16 protein-coding genes are annotated in these 14,939 nt (G+C 64.1%); 6 read left to right on the forward strand and 10 right to left on the reverse strand.

The genetic code is table 11. The annotated features are described in order from the left end of the window. Positions 1-7 precede the first annotated feature (7 nt). Genes G4G27_RS17365 through G4G27_RS17375 form a run of 3 tightly spaced genes read right to left on the reverse strand, consistent with a single transcriptional unit; the run spans position 8 to position 2,906 of the window. Positions 8-976 carry an MlaD family protein gene (locus G4G27_RS17365; protein ID WP_183109797.1) on the reverse strand — a complete coding sequence of 323 codons (969 nt, stop codon included), beginning with the start codon at positions 974-976 and terminating at the stop codon, positions 8-10. After that, entirely contained in the window at positions 976-1,800 is an 825-nt protein-coding gene (locus tag G4G27_RS17370) for an ABC transporter ATP-binding protein (RefSeq protein ID WP_183109798.1), read from the reverse strand. Before G4G27_RS17370 ends, G4G27_RS17365 begins: the two co-directional genes overlap by 1 nt. Then, a complete protein-coding gene (locus G4G27_RS17375) occupies positions 1,797-2,906 on the reverse strand; it encodes an ABC transporter permease (protein ID WP_183109799.1) in 1,110 nt (369 codons plus the stop codon). The genes G4G27_RS17370 and G4G27_RS17375 overlap by 4 nt, the downstream gene beginning before the upstream one ends. Positions 2,907-2,968: 62 nt before the next feature. Here G4G27_RS17375 and G4G27_RS17380 point away from each other — a divergent pair, with 62 nt between their 5' ends. Then, a complete protein-coding gene (locus tag G4G27_RS17380) occupies positions 2,969-3,652 on the forward strand; it encodes an HAD-IB family hydrolase (RefSeq protein ID WP_183109800.1) in 684 nt (227 codons plus the stop codon). Between the two features lie 11 nt (positions 3,653-3,663). On the opposite strand, the gene G4G27_RS17385 is transcribed toward G4G27_RS17380, so the two are convergent. From G4G27_RS17385 to G4G27_RS17395, 3 genes are read right to left on the reverse strand one after another with little or no spacing between them, the layout of a single operon-like run. Continuing rightward, on the reverse strand, positions 3,664-4,941 hold the full coding sequence (locus tag G4G27_RS17385) for a DUF445 domain-containing protein (RefSeq protein ID WP_183109801.1): 1,278 nt from the start codon (positions 4,939-4,941) through the stop codon (positions 3,664-3,666). Between the two features lie 56 nt (positions 4,942-4,997). Next, positions 4,998-8,156, reverse strand: a complete 3,159-nt coding sequence (locus G4G27_RS17390; protein ID WP_183109802.1) for an efflux RND transporter permease subunit — start codon at positions 8,154-8,156, stop codon at positions 4,998-5,000. A 5-nt stretch (positions 8,157-8,161) separates the two neighbouring features. Continuing rightward, entirely contained in the window at positions 8,162-9,346 is a 1,185-nt protein-coding gene (locus tag G4G27_RS17395) for an efflux RND transporter periplasmic adaptor subunit (protein ID WP_183109803.1), read from the reverse strand. A gap of 240 nt (positions 9,347-9,586) precedes the next feature. Here G4G27_RS17395 and G4G27_RS17400 point away from each other — a divergent pair, with 240 nt between their 5' ends. Together G4G27_RS17400 and G4G27_RS17405 are read left to right on the forward strand one after the other, a co-directional pair. After that, positions 9,587-9,850: a GlsB/YeaQ/YmgE family stress response membrane protein gene (locus G4G27_RS17400; protein WP_183109804.1), complete on the forward strand. Its 264-nt coding sequence runs from the start codon at positions 9,587-9,589 to the stop codon at positions 9,848-9,850. A gap of 112 nt (positions 9,851-9,962) precedes the next feature. Further along, entirely contained in the window at positions 9,963-10,682 is a 720-nt protein-coding gene (locus tag G4G27_RS17405; protein WP_183109805.1) for an SIMPL domain-containing protein, read from the forward strand. Positions 10,683-10,740: 58 nt separating this feature from the next. On the opposite strand, the gene G4G27_RS17410 is transcribed toward G4G27_RS17405, so the two are convergent. From G4G27_RS17410 to G4G27_RS17420, 3 genes are all read right to left on the reverse strand, one after another. Continuing rightward, positions 10,741-10,995, reverse strand: coding sequence for a GlsB/YeaQ/YmgE family stress response membrane protein (locus tag G4G27_RS17410; RefSeq protein ID WP_183109806.1), 255 nt, complete (start codon positions 10,993-10,995; stop codon positions 10,741-10,743). Between the two features lie 94 nt (positions 10,996-11,089). Beyond that, entirely contained in the window at positions 11,090-11,389 is a 300-nt protein-coding gene (locus tag G4G27_RS17415) for a DUF1153 domain-containing protein (protein ID WP_183109807.1), read from the reverse strand. 103 nt (positions 11,390-11,492) lie between these two features. After that, a complete protein-coding gene (locus G4G27_RS17420; RefSeq protein ID WP_183109808.1) occupies positions 11,493-11,723 on the reverse strand; it encodes a hypothetical protein in 231 nt (76 codons plus the stop codon). Between the two features lie 136 nt (positions 11,724-11,859). On the opposite strand from G4G27_RS17420, the gene mnmA reads away from it, so the two are divergent. Next, positions 11,860-12,984 (forward strand): tRNA 2-thiouridine(34) synthase MnmA, encoded by a 1,125-nt coding sequence (gene mnmA / locus G4G27_RS17425; protein WP_183109809.1) that lies wholly within the window; start codon positions 11,860-11,862, stop codon positions 12,982-12,984. A 6-nt stretch (positions 12,985-12,990) separates the two neighbouring features. Here the strand turns inward: mnmA and G4G27_RS17430 are convergent, their stop codons facing one another. Further along, positions 12,991-13,296: a hypothetical protein gene (locus G4G27_RS17430; protein ID WP_183109810.1), complete on the reverse strand. Its 306-nt coding sequence runs from the start codon at positions 13,294-13,296 to the stop codon at positions 12,991-12,993. A gap of 4 nt (positions 13,297-13,300) precedes the next feature. On the opposite strand from G4G27_RS17430, the gene G4G27_RS17435 reads away from it, so the two are divergent. Further along, on the forward strand, positions 13,301-14,482 hold the full coding sequence (locus G4G27_RS17435) for a serine hydrolase (protein ID WP_183109811.1): 1,182 nt from the start codon (positions 13,301-13,303) through the stop codon (positions 14,480-14,482). A 2-nt stretch (positions 14,483-14,484) separates the two neighbouring features. Continuing rightward, entirely contained in the window at positions 14,485-14,934 is a 450-nt protein-coding gene (locus tag G4G27_RS17440; RefSeq protein WP_183109812.1) for a hypothetical protein, read from the forward strand. Positions 14,935-14,939 lie beyond the last annotated feature (5 nt).

Below are 14,939 nucleotides of genomic sequence, written 5' to 3' on the forward strand. Positions count from 1 at the left end.
GGGCGCCTCACTTGTTGGGCTTATAGTCGGGAAGCTTGGGCGAACCGACCAGCGCGCCGGCACCGCCCTGATCGATCTTTTCGGCGACCGAGGTCAGCGCAAGCGACATCTGGCGCAGATCGCGGACCAGCAGCCCGACCTCGGGAATGGTCTGTTTCGAGAAGGCCTGAACCCCGGGCCGGGCGTCGCCGATCACCGCATCCAGCGATTCCATGCTGTGTTGCGCAGCGGCCACCGCCTTGCTCAGATTCTGCGTCGCCGGGCGAACATCCTCATTGATCATCGCATTGGTCGAACCCGCCAATTGGCCGATCTGCTGCGCGGCATCGCCCGCCTGCTTGATCGCAAGCCGCGTCTCGGCAAGCGTCGCGGCAATCTCCGGCCCGCGGTCGGCGAGCGCGCCGGTCAGCCGGTTGGTGTTGGCAAGAATGCCCTCGATCGATTTCTGGTTCTTGTCCGACAGCATCTCGGTCAGACGCTCGGTCAGAGTCGAGAAGCGTTCGAGCAATTGCGGCGCGGAACTGAGGATCGCGCCAAGGCCACCCTGTTTGGGCGGAATCACCGGTACACCGTAAGGGCAGGATTTTTCCGGCTGGACTTGCGGGCAGCCGATCGGCGGCGCGCCCTTGACCGCGCCGTCGAGCTGAATCTGACTGACGCCGGTAAAACCGACGCCCTGGATCGTCGCAGTAGTCCCCTCGAGCACCGGCGTGTCATCGTTGACGGAAATGCGCACGCGCACGAACTGGGGATCTGGCCGCCACAGCGCAATCTCCTTCACCTGTCCCGCCGGCACACCCGAAAAGGCCACGGCCGACCCCTTGTTCAAGCCATCGACAGACTGTTTGAAGAAGATGTCGTACTCCTTCTCGGCCGAACCGTTGAGGCGTGCGATCCACACCGTGAACAGCGCAAGCACGGCGAGCAGGATCAGCACCACGGCACCGACCAGGACATGGTTCGAACGGGTTTCCATCAGCGCGTAGCCCCTGCTTGTTCACTCAATTCCCGCGCGCGTTCGACCGAAGCGGTCGCGTTGCGGCCGCGCGGGCCGTTGAAATATTCCTGGATCCATGGATGGTCCAACGCGAGAAGTTCCGGAATCGTGCCGACCGCGATCACCTTCTTGTCGGCGATCACCGCGATCCGGTCACAGATCGCATAGAGCGTATCGAGATCATGGGTGATCAGGAACACCGTCAGCCCAAGCGTTTTTTGCAGGCCCTTGGTCAGTTCGTCGAACGCCGCCGCACCGATCGGGTCGAGCCCGGCGGTCGGTTCATCGAGGAACAGCAACTCGGGATCCATCGCCAGTGCGCGCGCCAGCCCGGCGCGCTTGCGCATGCCGCCCGACAATTCGGCGGGATATTTGGGCCCGGCGTCGGCGGACAGGCCGCTCATCACCACCTTATACGCCGCGATCTCGTCGAGCAGCGACGGATCGAGCTTCGGATAGAATTCGCGCAAGGGGACCTGGATGTTCTCCGCGACCGTCAGCGTCGAAAACAACGCGCCGCCCTGGAACAGCACGCCCCAGCGCTTGCGGATATCGACCGCCTCGGTCTCCTCGCGGTCGATCGTCGGCTCGCCGAACACGGTGATTTCGCCCGCATCCGGGGTCTGCAGCCCAATGATCGAGCGCATCAGCACTGACTTGCCGGTGCCCGATCCGCCGACCACGCCGAAAATCTCGCCGCGTCGTACCTCCAGATCCAGCCCTTCATGGACCACCTGATCCCCGAAGCTGTTCTTCAGCCCGTGCACGGTGATGATCTTTTCGGATTGATCGCGCCCGCTCATGTCCAGCCGACCCAGGTGAAGAACACCGCGAAAAAGGCGTCGAGCACGATCACCAGGAAAATCGCCTGAACCACGGCAGAGGTGGTACGCAGGCCGACCTGCTCGGCATCGGCCTCGACCATCATGCCCTGGAAACAACCCGCGATGGCGATGATCGCGCCGAACACCGGCGCCTTGACCAGACCGACATACAGATCGGTGATCGGTACCACTTCGCGAATGCGTTGGATGAAAGTGACCGGCGGGATACCGAGCGAAACCCAGCACAACAGGCCACCACCGATGATCGCGACCAGCGAGGCGTAGAAGCCGAGCAACGGCATCATCAGCACCACCGCGAGCGTACGCGGCAGCACCAGCGCTTCCATCGGCGAAACGCCGATCGTACGCATCGCATCGACCTCTTCGGTCAGTTTCATCGTCCCGATCTGCGCCGCGAAAGCGGAACCGGAACGCCCCGCGACCATGATCGCGGTCATCAACACGCCGAGTTCGCGCAAGGTCAGCCGCCCGACCAGGTTGATCGTGAACACTTCCGCGCCGAACTGACGCAGCTGCACCGCACCCTGCTGCGCGATGACGATGCCGATCAGGAAACTCATCAGCCCGATAATGCCGAGCGCCGACACGCCGACCACCTCGAACCGCTGCACCGTGGCGTTGAAACGGAAACGGCTCGGGTGCCGAATGACGCTGCCCAGCGCGATCACCGTCGCGCCCATGAAACCGAGCAGCCCGACCGTCGTCTTCATCGCGATCATCGTCGCTTCGCCAACTTCGCCGAGCACGCGCGAGAAGCTGCCGACATGTTCGGGGCGCATCTTGACCGCCTGGTCGGCGGCCTTGACCTGCGCGAGCAGATGCTCGGCATCGGCGTCGAGCCCCTCAATCTTCGCGTCATGTTCGGCAGCGAAACGCTGCACCACCCAGGCGCCGACCGTATCGATGCGGTCGATCCCGCTCAGGTCAAGCCGGTCGACCGGGCCATCATAGGCACGCAGCCGTTCGGGCAGGTCGCCGATCCGCGACAGCGACAAATTGCCCGAAAAGCGCAGGACATCACCGTCGGCGGCGCGTTCGTGCGAGAAGGCGGCGACATCGTTCATCGCGCCCACCCTTGATGCAATCGCGCTGGATCGGCAAGCCGAATGCCGCGTAAGACCAACTGATGACTGAAGAAGCCGCCCACCGACTTGCGATCTACGATATGGACAAGACGATCACCGTCGCGCCAACCTGGACGCGCTTCCTGATCGGCGCGACACGCGCGCATGCGCCGTGGCGGCTGGCGCTGCTGCCGCTCGCCGGGCTTGCGATCGGTGGCTATGGGTTGCGGCTGATCAACCGCGCACGTTTGAAACAGGTGACGCAGCGGCTGCTGCTCGGCGGATCGATCGCGCGCCGGGATGCGGATATCCTTGCTGTCCGTTTCGCCGATCGGGTGGTCGCCGATGGTTTGTTCGCCGGCGCGCGAGCGCGGATCGAAGCCGATCGCGCGGCGGGCTACCGCCTGGTCATGGCGACCGCCTCCTATGATTTCTATGTCACCGCGATCGCGCAGCGACTCAGCTTCGATGCGGTGATCGCGACAGGATCGCGCCTGACCGAAGACGGGCGCGTCCGCGCGGTGATCGACGGCGAGAATTGCTATGGCCCGGCCAAGTTGCGCATGATCCAGTCCTGGCTCGCTGTCCAGGGTATCGACCGGTCGGAAACCCAAATCCGTTTTTATTCCGACCATGTGTCTGACGCGCCGACGCTCGACTGGGCCGACGAGCCATTCGCCGTACATCCGAGCCCTGCGCTGCGTGCGCTCGCCATCATCAGGGGCTGGCCGATCCTCGACTGGTAGATCGCGCGATCTCAAAGCAGCATATCCACCGCGTGGATGATCAGCCCGACCAACCCGCCGACCAGCGTGCCGTTGACGCGGATATATTGCAGATCGCGCCCGACGGCATTCTCCAGCCGCTGCGTGATCGTGCGCGCGTCCCAACCGCGTACCGTTTCCGACACGAGCCGGACGATGCCGTCGCCATAATCTGCCGCCATGCCCACCGCTGCCCGACGCGTGAAACGGTTGATGGTTGCACGAAGCCCGGAATCTTCCTGCAAGGTCGTGCCCAATTGGCGTAACATATCGCCCAATTTGCCGCTCATCGCAGCATTGGGGTCGCGTGCGACCTTGAGCAGGCTGGCGCGAGCGCTTTCCCACATGCCGTCGAGCCAAAGCTGCATCGCGGGATTATCGATCAGGTCGGCCTTGAGCGCCTCGACCTTGGCGCGCATCTTCGGGTCGTATTGCAGGTCATAGGCAAGCACCTCGAGCCCTTCCTCCGCCTTGGCGCGCAATGGATGATCGGGATCGTCGGCCATGTCGTTGACCAGCCCGTCGAGCCCGGAAATGATCTTATCGGCGAGCGTCTCGTCGAGACCGGTCCAGCGCAGGACCGACCCGGCGCGTTCATGCACCATCGCACGCACCAGATGTTCGTTCGAGCTGAGCACCTGCGCCGCCCAGCGGATAATCCCGTCGAGCAGCGGCAAATGACGTTTCTCGGCAATCGCCGCGGTCAGCGCCTGGCCAAGCAACGGCGAAACCTCGAGCGTGCGCAACCGCTGACCGATCGCCCCTTTGACCATGCCACCGAGACGCTGCGGGTCGAACGCCTCAAGCATGTTCGCGACCAGTCCGGAGGCGCCACGCCGCAACCGCCCCTCGCTGCCGGCCGGTGCGGAAAGCCAGCGCCCCGCCGCCGAGGCGACATCGAGCTGCCGCATGCGCCGCGCGACCACGCCGGGAATGAGGAAATTGTCACGCAGGAACTGCGCCAGCGTATCGCCGATGCGGTCCTTGTTGCGCGGGATGATCGCGGTGTGCGGAATAGGCAGGCCGAGTGGGTGGCGGAACAGCGCGGTCACCGCGAACCAGTCGGCCAGCCCGCCGACCATCGCCGCTTCGGCAAAGGCGCGAATAAAACCGATCGCCGGATGCCCCCCCATTGATGAAGCATCGAGCGCGCGGGTCGCGAGGAACACTGCCGCCATCGCAACGAGCAGGCCGGTGGCAACGATTCGCATCCGACGCAGCCCCGCAGGCACGGCTTCTGCGTTGCGGGATGCGCGGGCGAGCAGCTTCATGGGTGAAACAATCCCCGAAACCGGGGATTGTTCAAGTGCGAAGGCCTTTTAACACGTCACTCTGCGGGATGCGGGAGGTCATCACCGGACTTTGGCCCGCCGATCCGTGTCGGTGCGGACGGCAAATGCGGCCGCGGATCATGGTCGATCACCGGCATGCCGTCGTCGCCCGGCTTATAGGTCAACAGGCCGCGACGCAGCTTCGGTCCGATCCATTTCTCGACCCCGACCGCGAGGCTGAAGCTGGCCGGCACGATCAGCAAGGTGAGGATCGTCGACAGGGTCAAGCCGCCGATCACCGTGATGCCCATCGGCGCGCGCCAGGAGCCATCGCCGCCCAGCGACAAGGCGGTCGGGACCATGCCGGCGACCATCGCGACCGTGGTCATGACGATCGGCTGAGCACGCTTGTGCCCGGCATCGATGATCGCGGTTGAAACATCGACGCCCTTCTCGATCTCCTCGAGCGCGAAGTCGATCAGCAGGATCGAATTCTTGGCGACGATGCCGAGCAGCATGAGCAGACCGATGAACACCGGCATCGACAACGGATTGCCCGTCACGAGCAGCGCGATCAGTCCACCGAGCGGCGCCAGCAGCAACGAGCCCATGTTGACCAAAGGCGGCAAAACGCGGCGATAAAGCAGCACCAGCACCGCGAACACCAGGCCGACGCCGGCAATCACCGCCGTAATGAAGTTGCTGACCATCTCCGCCTGCCATTTGGTCTGGCCGAGCGTCAGTTCGCCGACGCCGATCGGCAGGTTCTTCATGGTTGGCAACGCGTGGATCTTGGTTTGCGCCGTACCGCTGACTACGCCCGGGGCAAGGTCGGTGCCGACGGTGATCTGACGCTGCTGCGCGACGCGTTCGATTTTGGTCGGTCCGGCGCCGAAGCCGATATCCGCAATCACATTAAGCGGAACAGAACCACCCGTAGCGGTGGCGACCGGTAGATTCTGAATCGTCGACAGGCGTTCGCGCGCATTCTCGTCGAGCGCGACACGGATCGGCACCTGGCGATCCGACAGCGAGAATTTCGCGCTGTTCTGGTCGATATCGCCCAGTGTCGCGATGCGGATCGCATTCGATAGCGCTGCCGTCGTGACGCCGAGATTGGCAGCCAGGTCGAGCCGGGGCTTGATGACGATCTCCGGTCGCTGGAGATCACCGCTGATCCGCGGCGCGACGAGCTCCGGCAGCTGGGCCATTTCGCGTACGAGCTTGACCGCCGTGTCGTTGAGCAGCTTGGGATCGTCGCCACCAAGCACGATGGTCAATGCGCGACCACTGCCGCCCCAGCCATTTTGCGAACGGAAGGTGACGCGCGCATCGGCAATCGCGTTGAGCTTTGGCGCGAGTTTCTGTTCGAACTGGGTGCTGGTCAGGCCCTTGTCCTTGTTGAACAGCGCGACCACCCGGCCATTGCCGACAAAGGAGCGCGAATAGACCGATTTCACCGCCGGCTTTTCCGCCGCGAGGATATCGGCGACCTGCTTGACCACCTTGCTGGTCTGTTCGAGCGTCGTGCCCGGCACCATCTCCACCAGCGCCGTTGTCGCGTCCTGATCCTGTTCAGGCTGGAAGGTCATCGGCAGGAAATATCCGCACACCACGGTGAGCGCGAGTGCGGTCACCCCGCCGACCACCGCCGACCAGCGATGCCGGAGCGTCCATTTGAGCGTGGCGAGATAGCCATGCATCAGCCGCCCCTCGCCATGTTCGGCATGGCCGAAGGCTTTCAGGAAATAGGCCGCGATCATCGGCGTCAAAAGGCGCGCGACGGCAAGGCTCATCAGTACCGCGGCGACGACGGTCAGGCCGAAATTCTTGAAAAACTGACCCGACACGCCGGGCATCAAACCGACTGGCAGGAACACCGCGACGATCGCCATGGTGGTGGCAAGCACGGCGAGACCGATCTCGTCCGCGGCGTCGATCGACGCCTGATAGGCGGTCTTGCCCATGCGCATGTGGCGGACGATATTCTCGATCTCGACGATCGCGTCATCGACCAGCACGCCGGCCACGAGGCTGAGCGCAAGTAGGGTCAACTGATTGAGGTTGAACCCCATCAATTCCATGAACCAGAAGGTTGGGATTGCCGACAAGGGAATGGCGAGCGCGGAGATGACCGTCGCGCGCCAGTCACGCAAGAACAGGAACACCACCAGGACCGCGAGCAGCGCGCCTTCGATCAACGCTTCGATCGCGCTGTGATATTGCGATTCGGCATATTGGGTTTCGTTGAAGATCAGCTGGAACTGGACCTTCGGGTTACGCTTCTGCAGGTCCGCCAACTTCTTCTCGGCGGCGTGGAACACGGCCACGTCCGACGCGCCCTTGGCGCGCTGGAAATCGAAGGTGACGACTTGCTTGCCGTCGAATGACGATTCCGAACGCTGTTCGGCATAAAGGTCGCGCACGCGCCCGATATCGGCAAGGCGCACGGTTCGTCCGCCGCCGACCGAGATCTGCGTCTGGCCAAGTTCATAGGCATTCTTGGCGTTGCCGAGCACACGGACCGATTGCTCCGATCCGGCAATCTCCGCACGGCCGCCGGCGGCGTTGAGATTGACCTGGCGAAGCTGTTGATTGACCTGACTCGCTGTCAGCCCTTGCGCCTGCAGTTTGAGCGGATCGAGGATGATACGAATTTCGCGACTGACGCCGCCGTTGCGGCTGACCGTCGCCATGCCGGGAACCGATAACAGCTCCTTGCTGACATTATTATCGATGTACCAGCTAAGCTGTTCGATCGTCATGTCGGAGGTGATCGCGGAATAGCTGGCGAGATCGTTGCCGCTGGTGTTCGCACGATAGATTTGCGGCTCGAGAATACCGTCGGGCAGGTCGCTGCGAATCTGCGTGATCGCGTCGCGAATATCGATCACGGCCCGATCGATCGGCGTGCCGATATTGAGCTGGATCTGCGTGACCGAGCTGCCCTCGGTCACGGTCGAGCTGATCTCGTCAATCCCCTGCAAGCTGCGCACGGCGGATTCGACGCGCTGCGTGACTTGTGTCTCAAGCTCGGTCGGTGCGGCGCCCGGTTGGCTGATCACGACGATCGCCATCGGGAAATCGATGTCCGGGTCGTTGTTGACCTGCATGCTCATGAAACTGAAGACCCCGGCGATCGACAGCGCGATGAACAGCACGATCGACGGCACCGGGTTGCGGATCGACCAGGCCGAGATGTTCCGGAAATTCATATCGATCAGCTCCCGGTCTTAGCGGCGCTCTTGGCGACGATCGGCGTCACTTTCTGCCCTGGATTGAGGAACGCGCCGGCCGACACCACGACCCGCTCGGTACCGGCCAGCCCGGAGGCGACCGCAACTCCCGAATCGGACACCGCGCCGACCTTGACGTCACGCCGTACCACCTTGTCATCCTGGCCGATGACATAGACGAAATTGCCGCGATCGTCACTCAGCACCGCCGATTCCGGCAGTTGCGGCGAAGTCGCGGCGCCACTGGTGATCTCTGCTGCGGCGAAACCGCCCGGACGAAGCGCCGGATTATAGGTCAGCGCAATACGGGCGGTGCCCTGGCGGGTCTGTGGATCGATGATCGGCGACACCTGCCACACTTCGCCGGCGAAGCTTTCCTTGCCGCCGACCGGCGTCACTTTCGCGCGTACGCCAACGCCGAGCCCGGCAAGATCGGTCTCGCTGAGCGCCGCCAGCATTTCCATTTCGCCGCCCTTGGCCATGCGGAACAGGACGCCAGAGCCCGAGCTCACGATCTGACCAGGTTCGACGCTACGCGTCAGCACCAGACCGGCGGCGGGCGCGCGGATGTCGAGACGGCCGGTACGGGCATTCTGCTCGCTCAATGTCGCCTGGGCGACACGGACACGCGCCAGCGCCGCATCGCGGGTCGCCGCCTTGCGCTCGAGATCGGCCTTGGAAATGAAGCCGCGATTGACCAGCTGTTGTGCACGGTTGAGTTCGGACTGGGCGATCGCCGCATCCGAACGTGCCACGCTGATCTGCGCCGCCAGGGATGCCGCCGTCTGGGTCTGCACCGAACGGTCGACCGTGGCGAGCACCTGCCCCGCGCCGACCCACTGGCCGGGTTCGACCAGCACGCGCGTTACCATGCCACCTTCTCCGGCGACGCCGACGGGCATTTCGCGTCGTGCGGCAAGCGAGCCGGTGGCTGACAGGACACGCGGCACCAGCGTGGTGCCGGGGATCATGACGGTCACATTGGGCAATTGCTCGACATGCTTTTCCTCGGGCTTCTTGCCGAAGCCGAAAGCGAACCAGGCGGCCACGGCAAGCAGCAGCACGACCACCGCGCCGACGATCCACCAGATCAGGTTGGAGCGCGGCGCTCCGCTACCGGGAAGCGCCAGCCGTCCGTCATTTTCGAACGTCGCCGATTCGTAGTTCATCTGGTCCACTTTCCCCGTCCCGGCCATCCGCTGGCCCAAATTCCGTGGGACTGTATTAGCGAAATAAGTCACCGACCTCAATAGGCCGTTTTCACCGGCGCGCGGCCTGCCCTTTTTTGCGTCTCGCCGCAAGCGGGACCAACCGTTGCGGTAAAGAAACGGGTTGCATTGATCAGCCTTGAGGAGGACGTTCCGCACGGACTCGCGACGCAGCGGGCCGATTAAGATGGGAGTGAAGCGATGCTCGCAAGTGGAATCATCGGGTGGTTGTTGATCGGCCTGGTGGCCGGCATTCTCGGCAAGATTATCATGCCCGGCAAAGATCCGGGCGGCTTTATCGTCACGATTCTGATCGGCATCGCGGGCGCGTTGCTCGGCGGCTATCTCGCGCCGATGCTCGGCTGGCAGCCCAATGCGGTGTGGGAACGCTATGCCGCGGCGACTGCCGGTGCCGTGATATTGCTGGCGCTGTACCGTCTGGTGATGACGCGCCGCGTGCGCTGATCCAATCGCCCGTTCGTTCAGTTTATCTGTTCGTTCAGCTTAGGTTGGCCCGCGCGGCGTCAGATTATGTCACGCGGGCCAATCGGCCTGAAATACGACGGGAGTTTTTAAAATGAAGTTGATCGCGTCCGCATTGGCGCTCGCCGCGCTGCCACTTGCCTCCGCCCCCGCAAGCGCGCAGGTCGTGCCGCAGATGCTGCCAGATGGTACCATATTGGATGTAACGGCCACCGGCCAAACGACGCGCGTGCCGGACATCGCGACGATTCGCGCCGGTGTGGTGACTCAGGCGGCGACCGCCGGCGCTGCGCTTGGCGACAATGCGCAGGCGATGGCCCGCGTCCTCGCCGCGCTGAAGCGCGCCGGGATCGAGGCGCGCGACGTGAACACCGCCAATGTCGGACTCAGCCCGCAATATCGCTACGCCGAGAATCAGGCGCCGGTGATCACCGGATATCAGGCGACCAACACCGTGTCGGTGCGGTTTCGCGACATCGCCAAGTCGGGCGCGATTCTCGACGCGCTGGTCAAGGAGGGTGCGAACCAGATCGACGGCCCCAATCTGGCGATCGACAAGCCCGACACCGCGCTCGACGAGGCGCGCACCGATGCGGTCAAACGCGCCCGCGCGCGCGCCGAACTCTATGCGCGTGCCGCCGGCCTGACCGTGTCGCGGATCATATCGATCACCGAAAATGGCGAGAATGCGGGCGGGTCGCCGCAGCCGCCAATGCTCTACGCACGCGCCAAAGAGGCCGATGCCTCGACTCAGGTCGCGGCGGGTGAAACCAACGTGACGGTGGCCGTCAATGTCCGTTTCCTGCTGAAATAACGAAACGGGCCGCCCGACGGTGTCGGGCGGCCCGTGATGTTCGCCTCTGACGGTCGTTCTAGCGAACGCTGCCGCGACGGACCAGATTGACGATCGCGAGCAGGATCACCGCACCGATCAGCGAATAGAGGAATGTAGTGACAGTGATCACCTGATTGATGCCGCCGCCAAACAGGAACGATGCGATTACCGATCCGATGATACCGACGACGATGTTCAGGATGATGCCCTGTTGCCCGTCTGTGCGCATGATCATGCTGGCGAGCCAGCCACAAACGCCACCAACAACGAGCCAAACGATAAGACCGACCATAATACCCTCCGTTGACGCCCATCGATTGGGCTGACGGGGGGAAAGACTCGCCAGACGGGGAATTTGTTCCGGTAGCGGTTTTAAATTGGGCCGATCAGTATTTCTGCTGCCGCTCGTAAAGCGAGCGATAATGCTGGATCCGCGTGACGCGCAGGCCGGGCATACCCGAGCGATCGATCGCCCGCTGCCAGCCGGCGAATTCCTCCACCGTCAGATTATAACGTGCACAAACCTCGTCAACCGTCATCAGGCCGCCATTCACCGCGGCGACGACTTCGGCCTTGCGGCGCACGACCCAGCGTGTCGTTTCGGGTGGGGGCAGGCTGTCCAGGGTCAGCGGCTCGCCGAGCGGACCGATCACCTTGGCTGGACGTATTTTCTGGTTCTCGATCATTCTCAACCTCGATCGGGGCGGGGGGCCCCCTCTCATCAATTCACTAACGGCATTTACGCTGCGGACTTGAACACGGGCTAAAGCGGCTCGGTAAACAGCGTCTTCATATCTCTCTCCAGCGGATGATCGCGCTGGCCATCCCGACATTGAACGCGCCATGCAGCGGTGCGAACAGATTGGCGGCGACGGCCGGCGTTTCGATCAGGCGCGACTGGAACAGAGCGGTTGGGCTTGCCGCTTGTCGCGCGGTGATCCCGACCATCATCACCGCCAGATCGGCCGGCAGGATGGCGACGGAAGCGTCGTGCTCGAAACGGGAAAAGCTTAAATCCACTCAGGCGCCCTACGAAAGAATCAGCGTTGGACAGCCTTGATAGACGCTGAGGTCTAAAGGTGAGGTAAAGCCGCGCGAAATCCTTTGGAAAGCATGTGTTTTGCAATGGGACACCCCACCCCCTATGTGCGGCGACATGATCACCGAAGGCGATTTTCAGCTCGGACCCGAGCTCAAGGGCAAGCGTATCGTCGTCGCCATGTCGGGCGGCGTGGACAGCTCGGTCGTCGCCGCCCTCGCTGCGCGCACCGGTGCTGAGACGATCGGCATCACGCTGCAGCTCTATGATCATGGCGAAGCGGTCGGCCGCGCCGGCTCCTGTTGCGCGGGCCGCGACATCCGCGATGCGCGCGCGGTGTGTGACCGGCTCGGCATTGCGCATTATGTCTATGACCATGAATCGAGCTTTCGCGCCGATGTGATCGACGGCTTTGCCGATGAATATCTTGCCGGACGCACGCCGATTCCGTGCGTACGCTGCAATATGGGGCCAAAATTCACCGACCTGTTCGGCATGGCGCGCGACCTTGGTGCGGATTGCCTGGCGACCGGCCATTATGTCCGCCGTATCGAGGGGCCGAACGGTGCCGAACTGCACCGCGCGGTCGATCCGGCGCGCGACCAGAGTTATTTCCTGTTCGCGACGACGCAAGCTCAGCTCGATTATCTGCGCTTTCCGCTGGGCGGCCTGCCCAAGGCACGCGTACGCGAACTGGCCGCGGAACTGGGCCTCGGTGTCGCGGCCAAGCCGGATAGCCAGGATATCTGCTTCGTGCCCGACGGCGATTATGCCTCGCTGGTCAAGAAGCTGCGGCCCGAGGCGGATACCAGTGGCGACATCGTCGACGAGGCGGGGCGCAAGCTCGGCGAGCATCGCGGCCTGATCCATTTCACCGTCGGCCAGCGCCGCGGGCTGGAGATCGGCGGCACACCTGAGCCGCTTTATGTCGTACGGCTCGACCCCGATACGCGCCGCGTCGTGGTCGGCCCGCGCACCGCGCTGGCGGTCGATGCCGCGCGTCTGACCGAGATCAACTGGATCGGTGGCGATCATGTCGGCCCGGTGACGGCCAAGGTGCGGTCGATGGCGAAGCTGGTCCCCGCCCGGCTGGAGCAGGATCGAGTGAGGTTCGATGCGCCGGAATATGGTGTCGCACCGGGTCAGGCCGCCGTGCTTTATGCCGGTGATCGTGTTCTGGGCGGCGGCTGGATCGCGGAAACCGAGCGGGCCGAACTCGCCCTCGAACCGGCCATCGCCTGAGACTCCTCAGCGCAGCTTCAGCGGCACACCTTTAAACGGCTCGGGCTGGCAGCCGAGCACGGGATCGAAGCGCGCCGAGCGGCTGGCGACCAGCGGCACCCAGGCGGTGACGGTCCGCGTCGTCGGATCGTCGGACAGCTGGATCGCCGCCATGCCGGGTTCGAAATCGGCGCGGCAGTTCCTCAGGTCGCGATTGCCGATATAACGGCAAGCGCAAGCGACGCGCGCGGCGTAGGCGGTGCCAAGCTCGAGCTGCGGCGTCATCGCGCGGGCATAGAGCCAGCCGCCGCCGAGCAGTGCCGCGAACAGCACCGCAATGGCCGATAGAATCCAGACCTTGCGGGAACGCCTTGCCTTCATCGGTGCGCACCCTATCGTTACGGCGATGATGCGCAAGCTCGCCTTCGCCGCCCTGCTGCCGCTGTTGCTGGCGGGGGCGGATAGCGGCGCGGAACATCCCGCCTATTCGATCGGCTCATGCACCGGCGCCAATCTCGGCCGCTCGCTCGAACCGGTGAAAAGACTGTTCAGCGACCATCCCGAAACCCGCGCGGTACTGATCACCACTGACGGATGCCCCGCGCTGAAGGCTTATGCCCCCGGCTATTCCGACAATAATCGCTTCATCAGCTGGTCGATGGCCAAGACGATCACCGGCATGCTGGTGGGCGAACTGGTCGGCGATGGCCGCCTGTCGCTCGATGCGCCGGCGCCGGTCGCCGAATGGCACAAGCCGGGCGACCCGCGCGCGGCGATCACGCTGCGCCACTTGCTCAACATGTCGTCGGGCCTCGCCCATGTCGAAGTCGGCGATCCGGTCGAGCGGTCGGATACCAACCAGACGCTGTTCGTCGCCTATACCGGCAACATGGCGGCAGCAGCGATCGGCCATAAGCTGGCAAGCAAACCGGGATCGACTTTCCAGTACAGCTCGCTGACCACGCTGATCTTGGCCGAGATCGTCACCCGAACGCTGACCGACAGCCGCGACCCGAAAATCCGCGCGGCCGCCTATACCGACTTTGCCCGGCAGCGCCTGTTTCGCCCGGCCGGGATCCGAAGCGCGGTGCTCGAATTCGATGGCGCGGGCACACAGATCGGCGGATCGATCCTGCATATGAGCCTTGCGGATTGGGGCCGGATCGGCGGCCTGCTGCTCGACGGCAAGGCAGCGGACGGCACGCAGGTCATCGCGCCGGACTGGCTCGCCTTCATGAAGACGCCGGCACCGACCAACGCCGAATATGGCGGCCAGACCTGGCTCAACCGCCCCGGCGGGGCCGGCGGGCATAGCGCATTATTCCCGGGCAAGGGCCCCGCCACGGCGGTCGCGGCCGACGGGCATCTCGGCCAATTGGTCATCGCCAGCCTCGACAGCGGGCCGGGTCGCGGCGTGGTCGTGGTCAGGCTCGGCAATACGCCCGACAGCAGCAACCCCGCGCTGATGCAGACGCTCGGCGATGTGGTGGCGGGGTTCGATCGACCGAGGGGACACTGATCATGACGGCGATAATCGCGGCACTCCTGCTTCAGGCAGCGACGCCCTCACCCGAAGCCGAAGCGCTGGGCCGCCGGCTTGCCGAGAATGGGGCGCTGGCGGCCATGCTTCCGCTGGTCAGCGCCAGGGAGACCGAGGAACTGGTGACGGCGCAAGCCGGCCTGAGTGCGGCGGAGAAGGACGACCTGCGCGCCACCGCCATAGCGATTGCCGCCAAGGGCATCGACACGCTGCTTGCCGCCGAAGGCCATGCCTTTGCCGCCGCGCTATCGCTCGACGATCTGCGTCAGCTCGTCGCGGCGGCACAGAGCGAAGCGGCGAAACGCCAGCGCGCGGCAATGCCTCGGGTGATCGCAAGCACGATGCAGGCAGCGGGGTCAGTCGATTTCAAGGGCGAGACGCTCGCCGCCTTCTGCGCGAAGACCGGCAAGGCCTGCCCGACGAAGAAATAGGCCCG

It is taken from the genome of Sphingomonas sp. So64.6b (assembly GCF_014171475.1).
Lineage (GTDB): Bacteria > Pseudomonadota > Alphaproteobacteria > Sphingomonadales > Sphingomonadaceae > Sphingomonas > Sphingomonas alpina_A.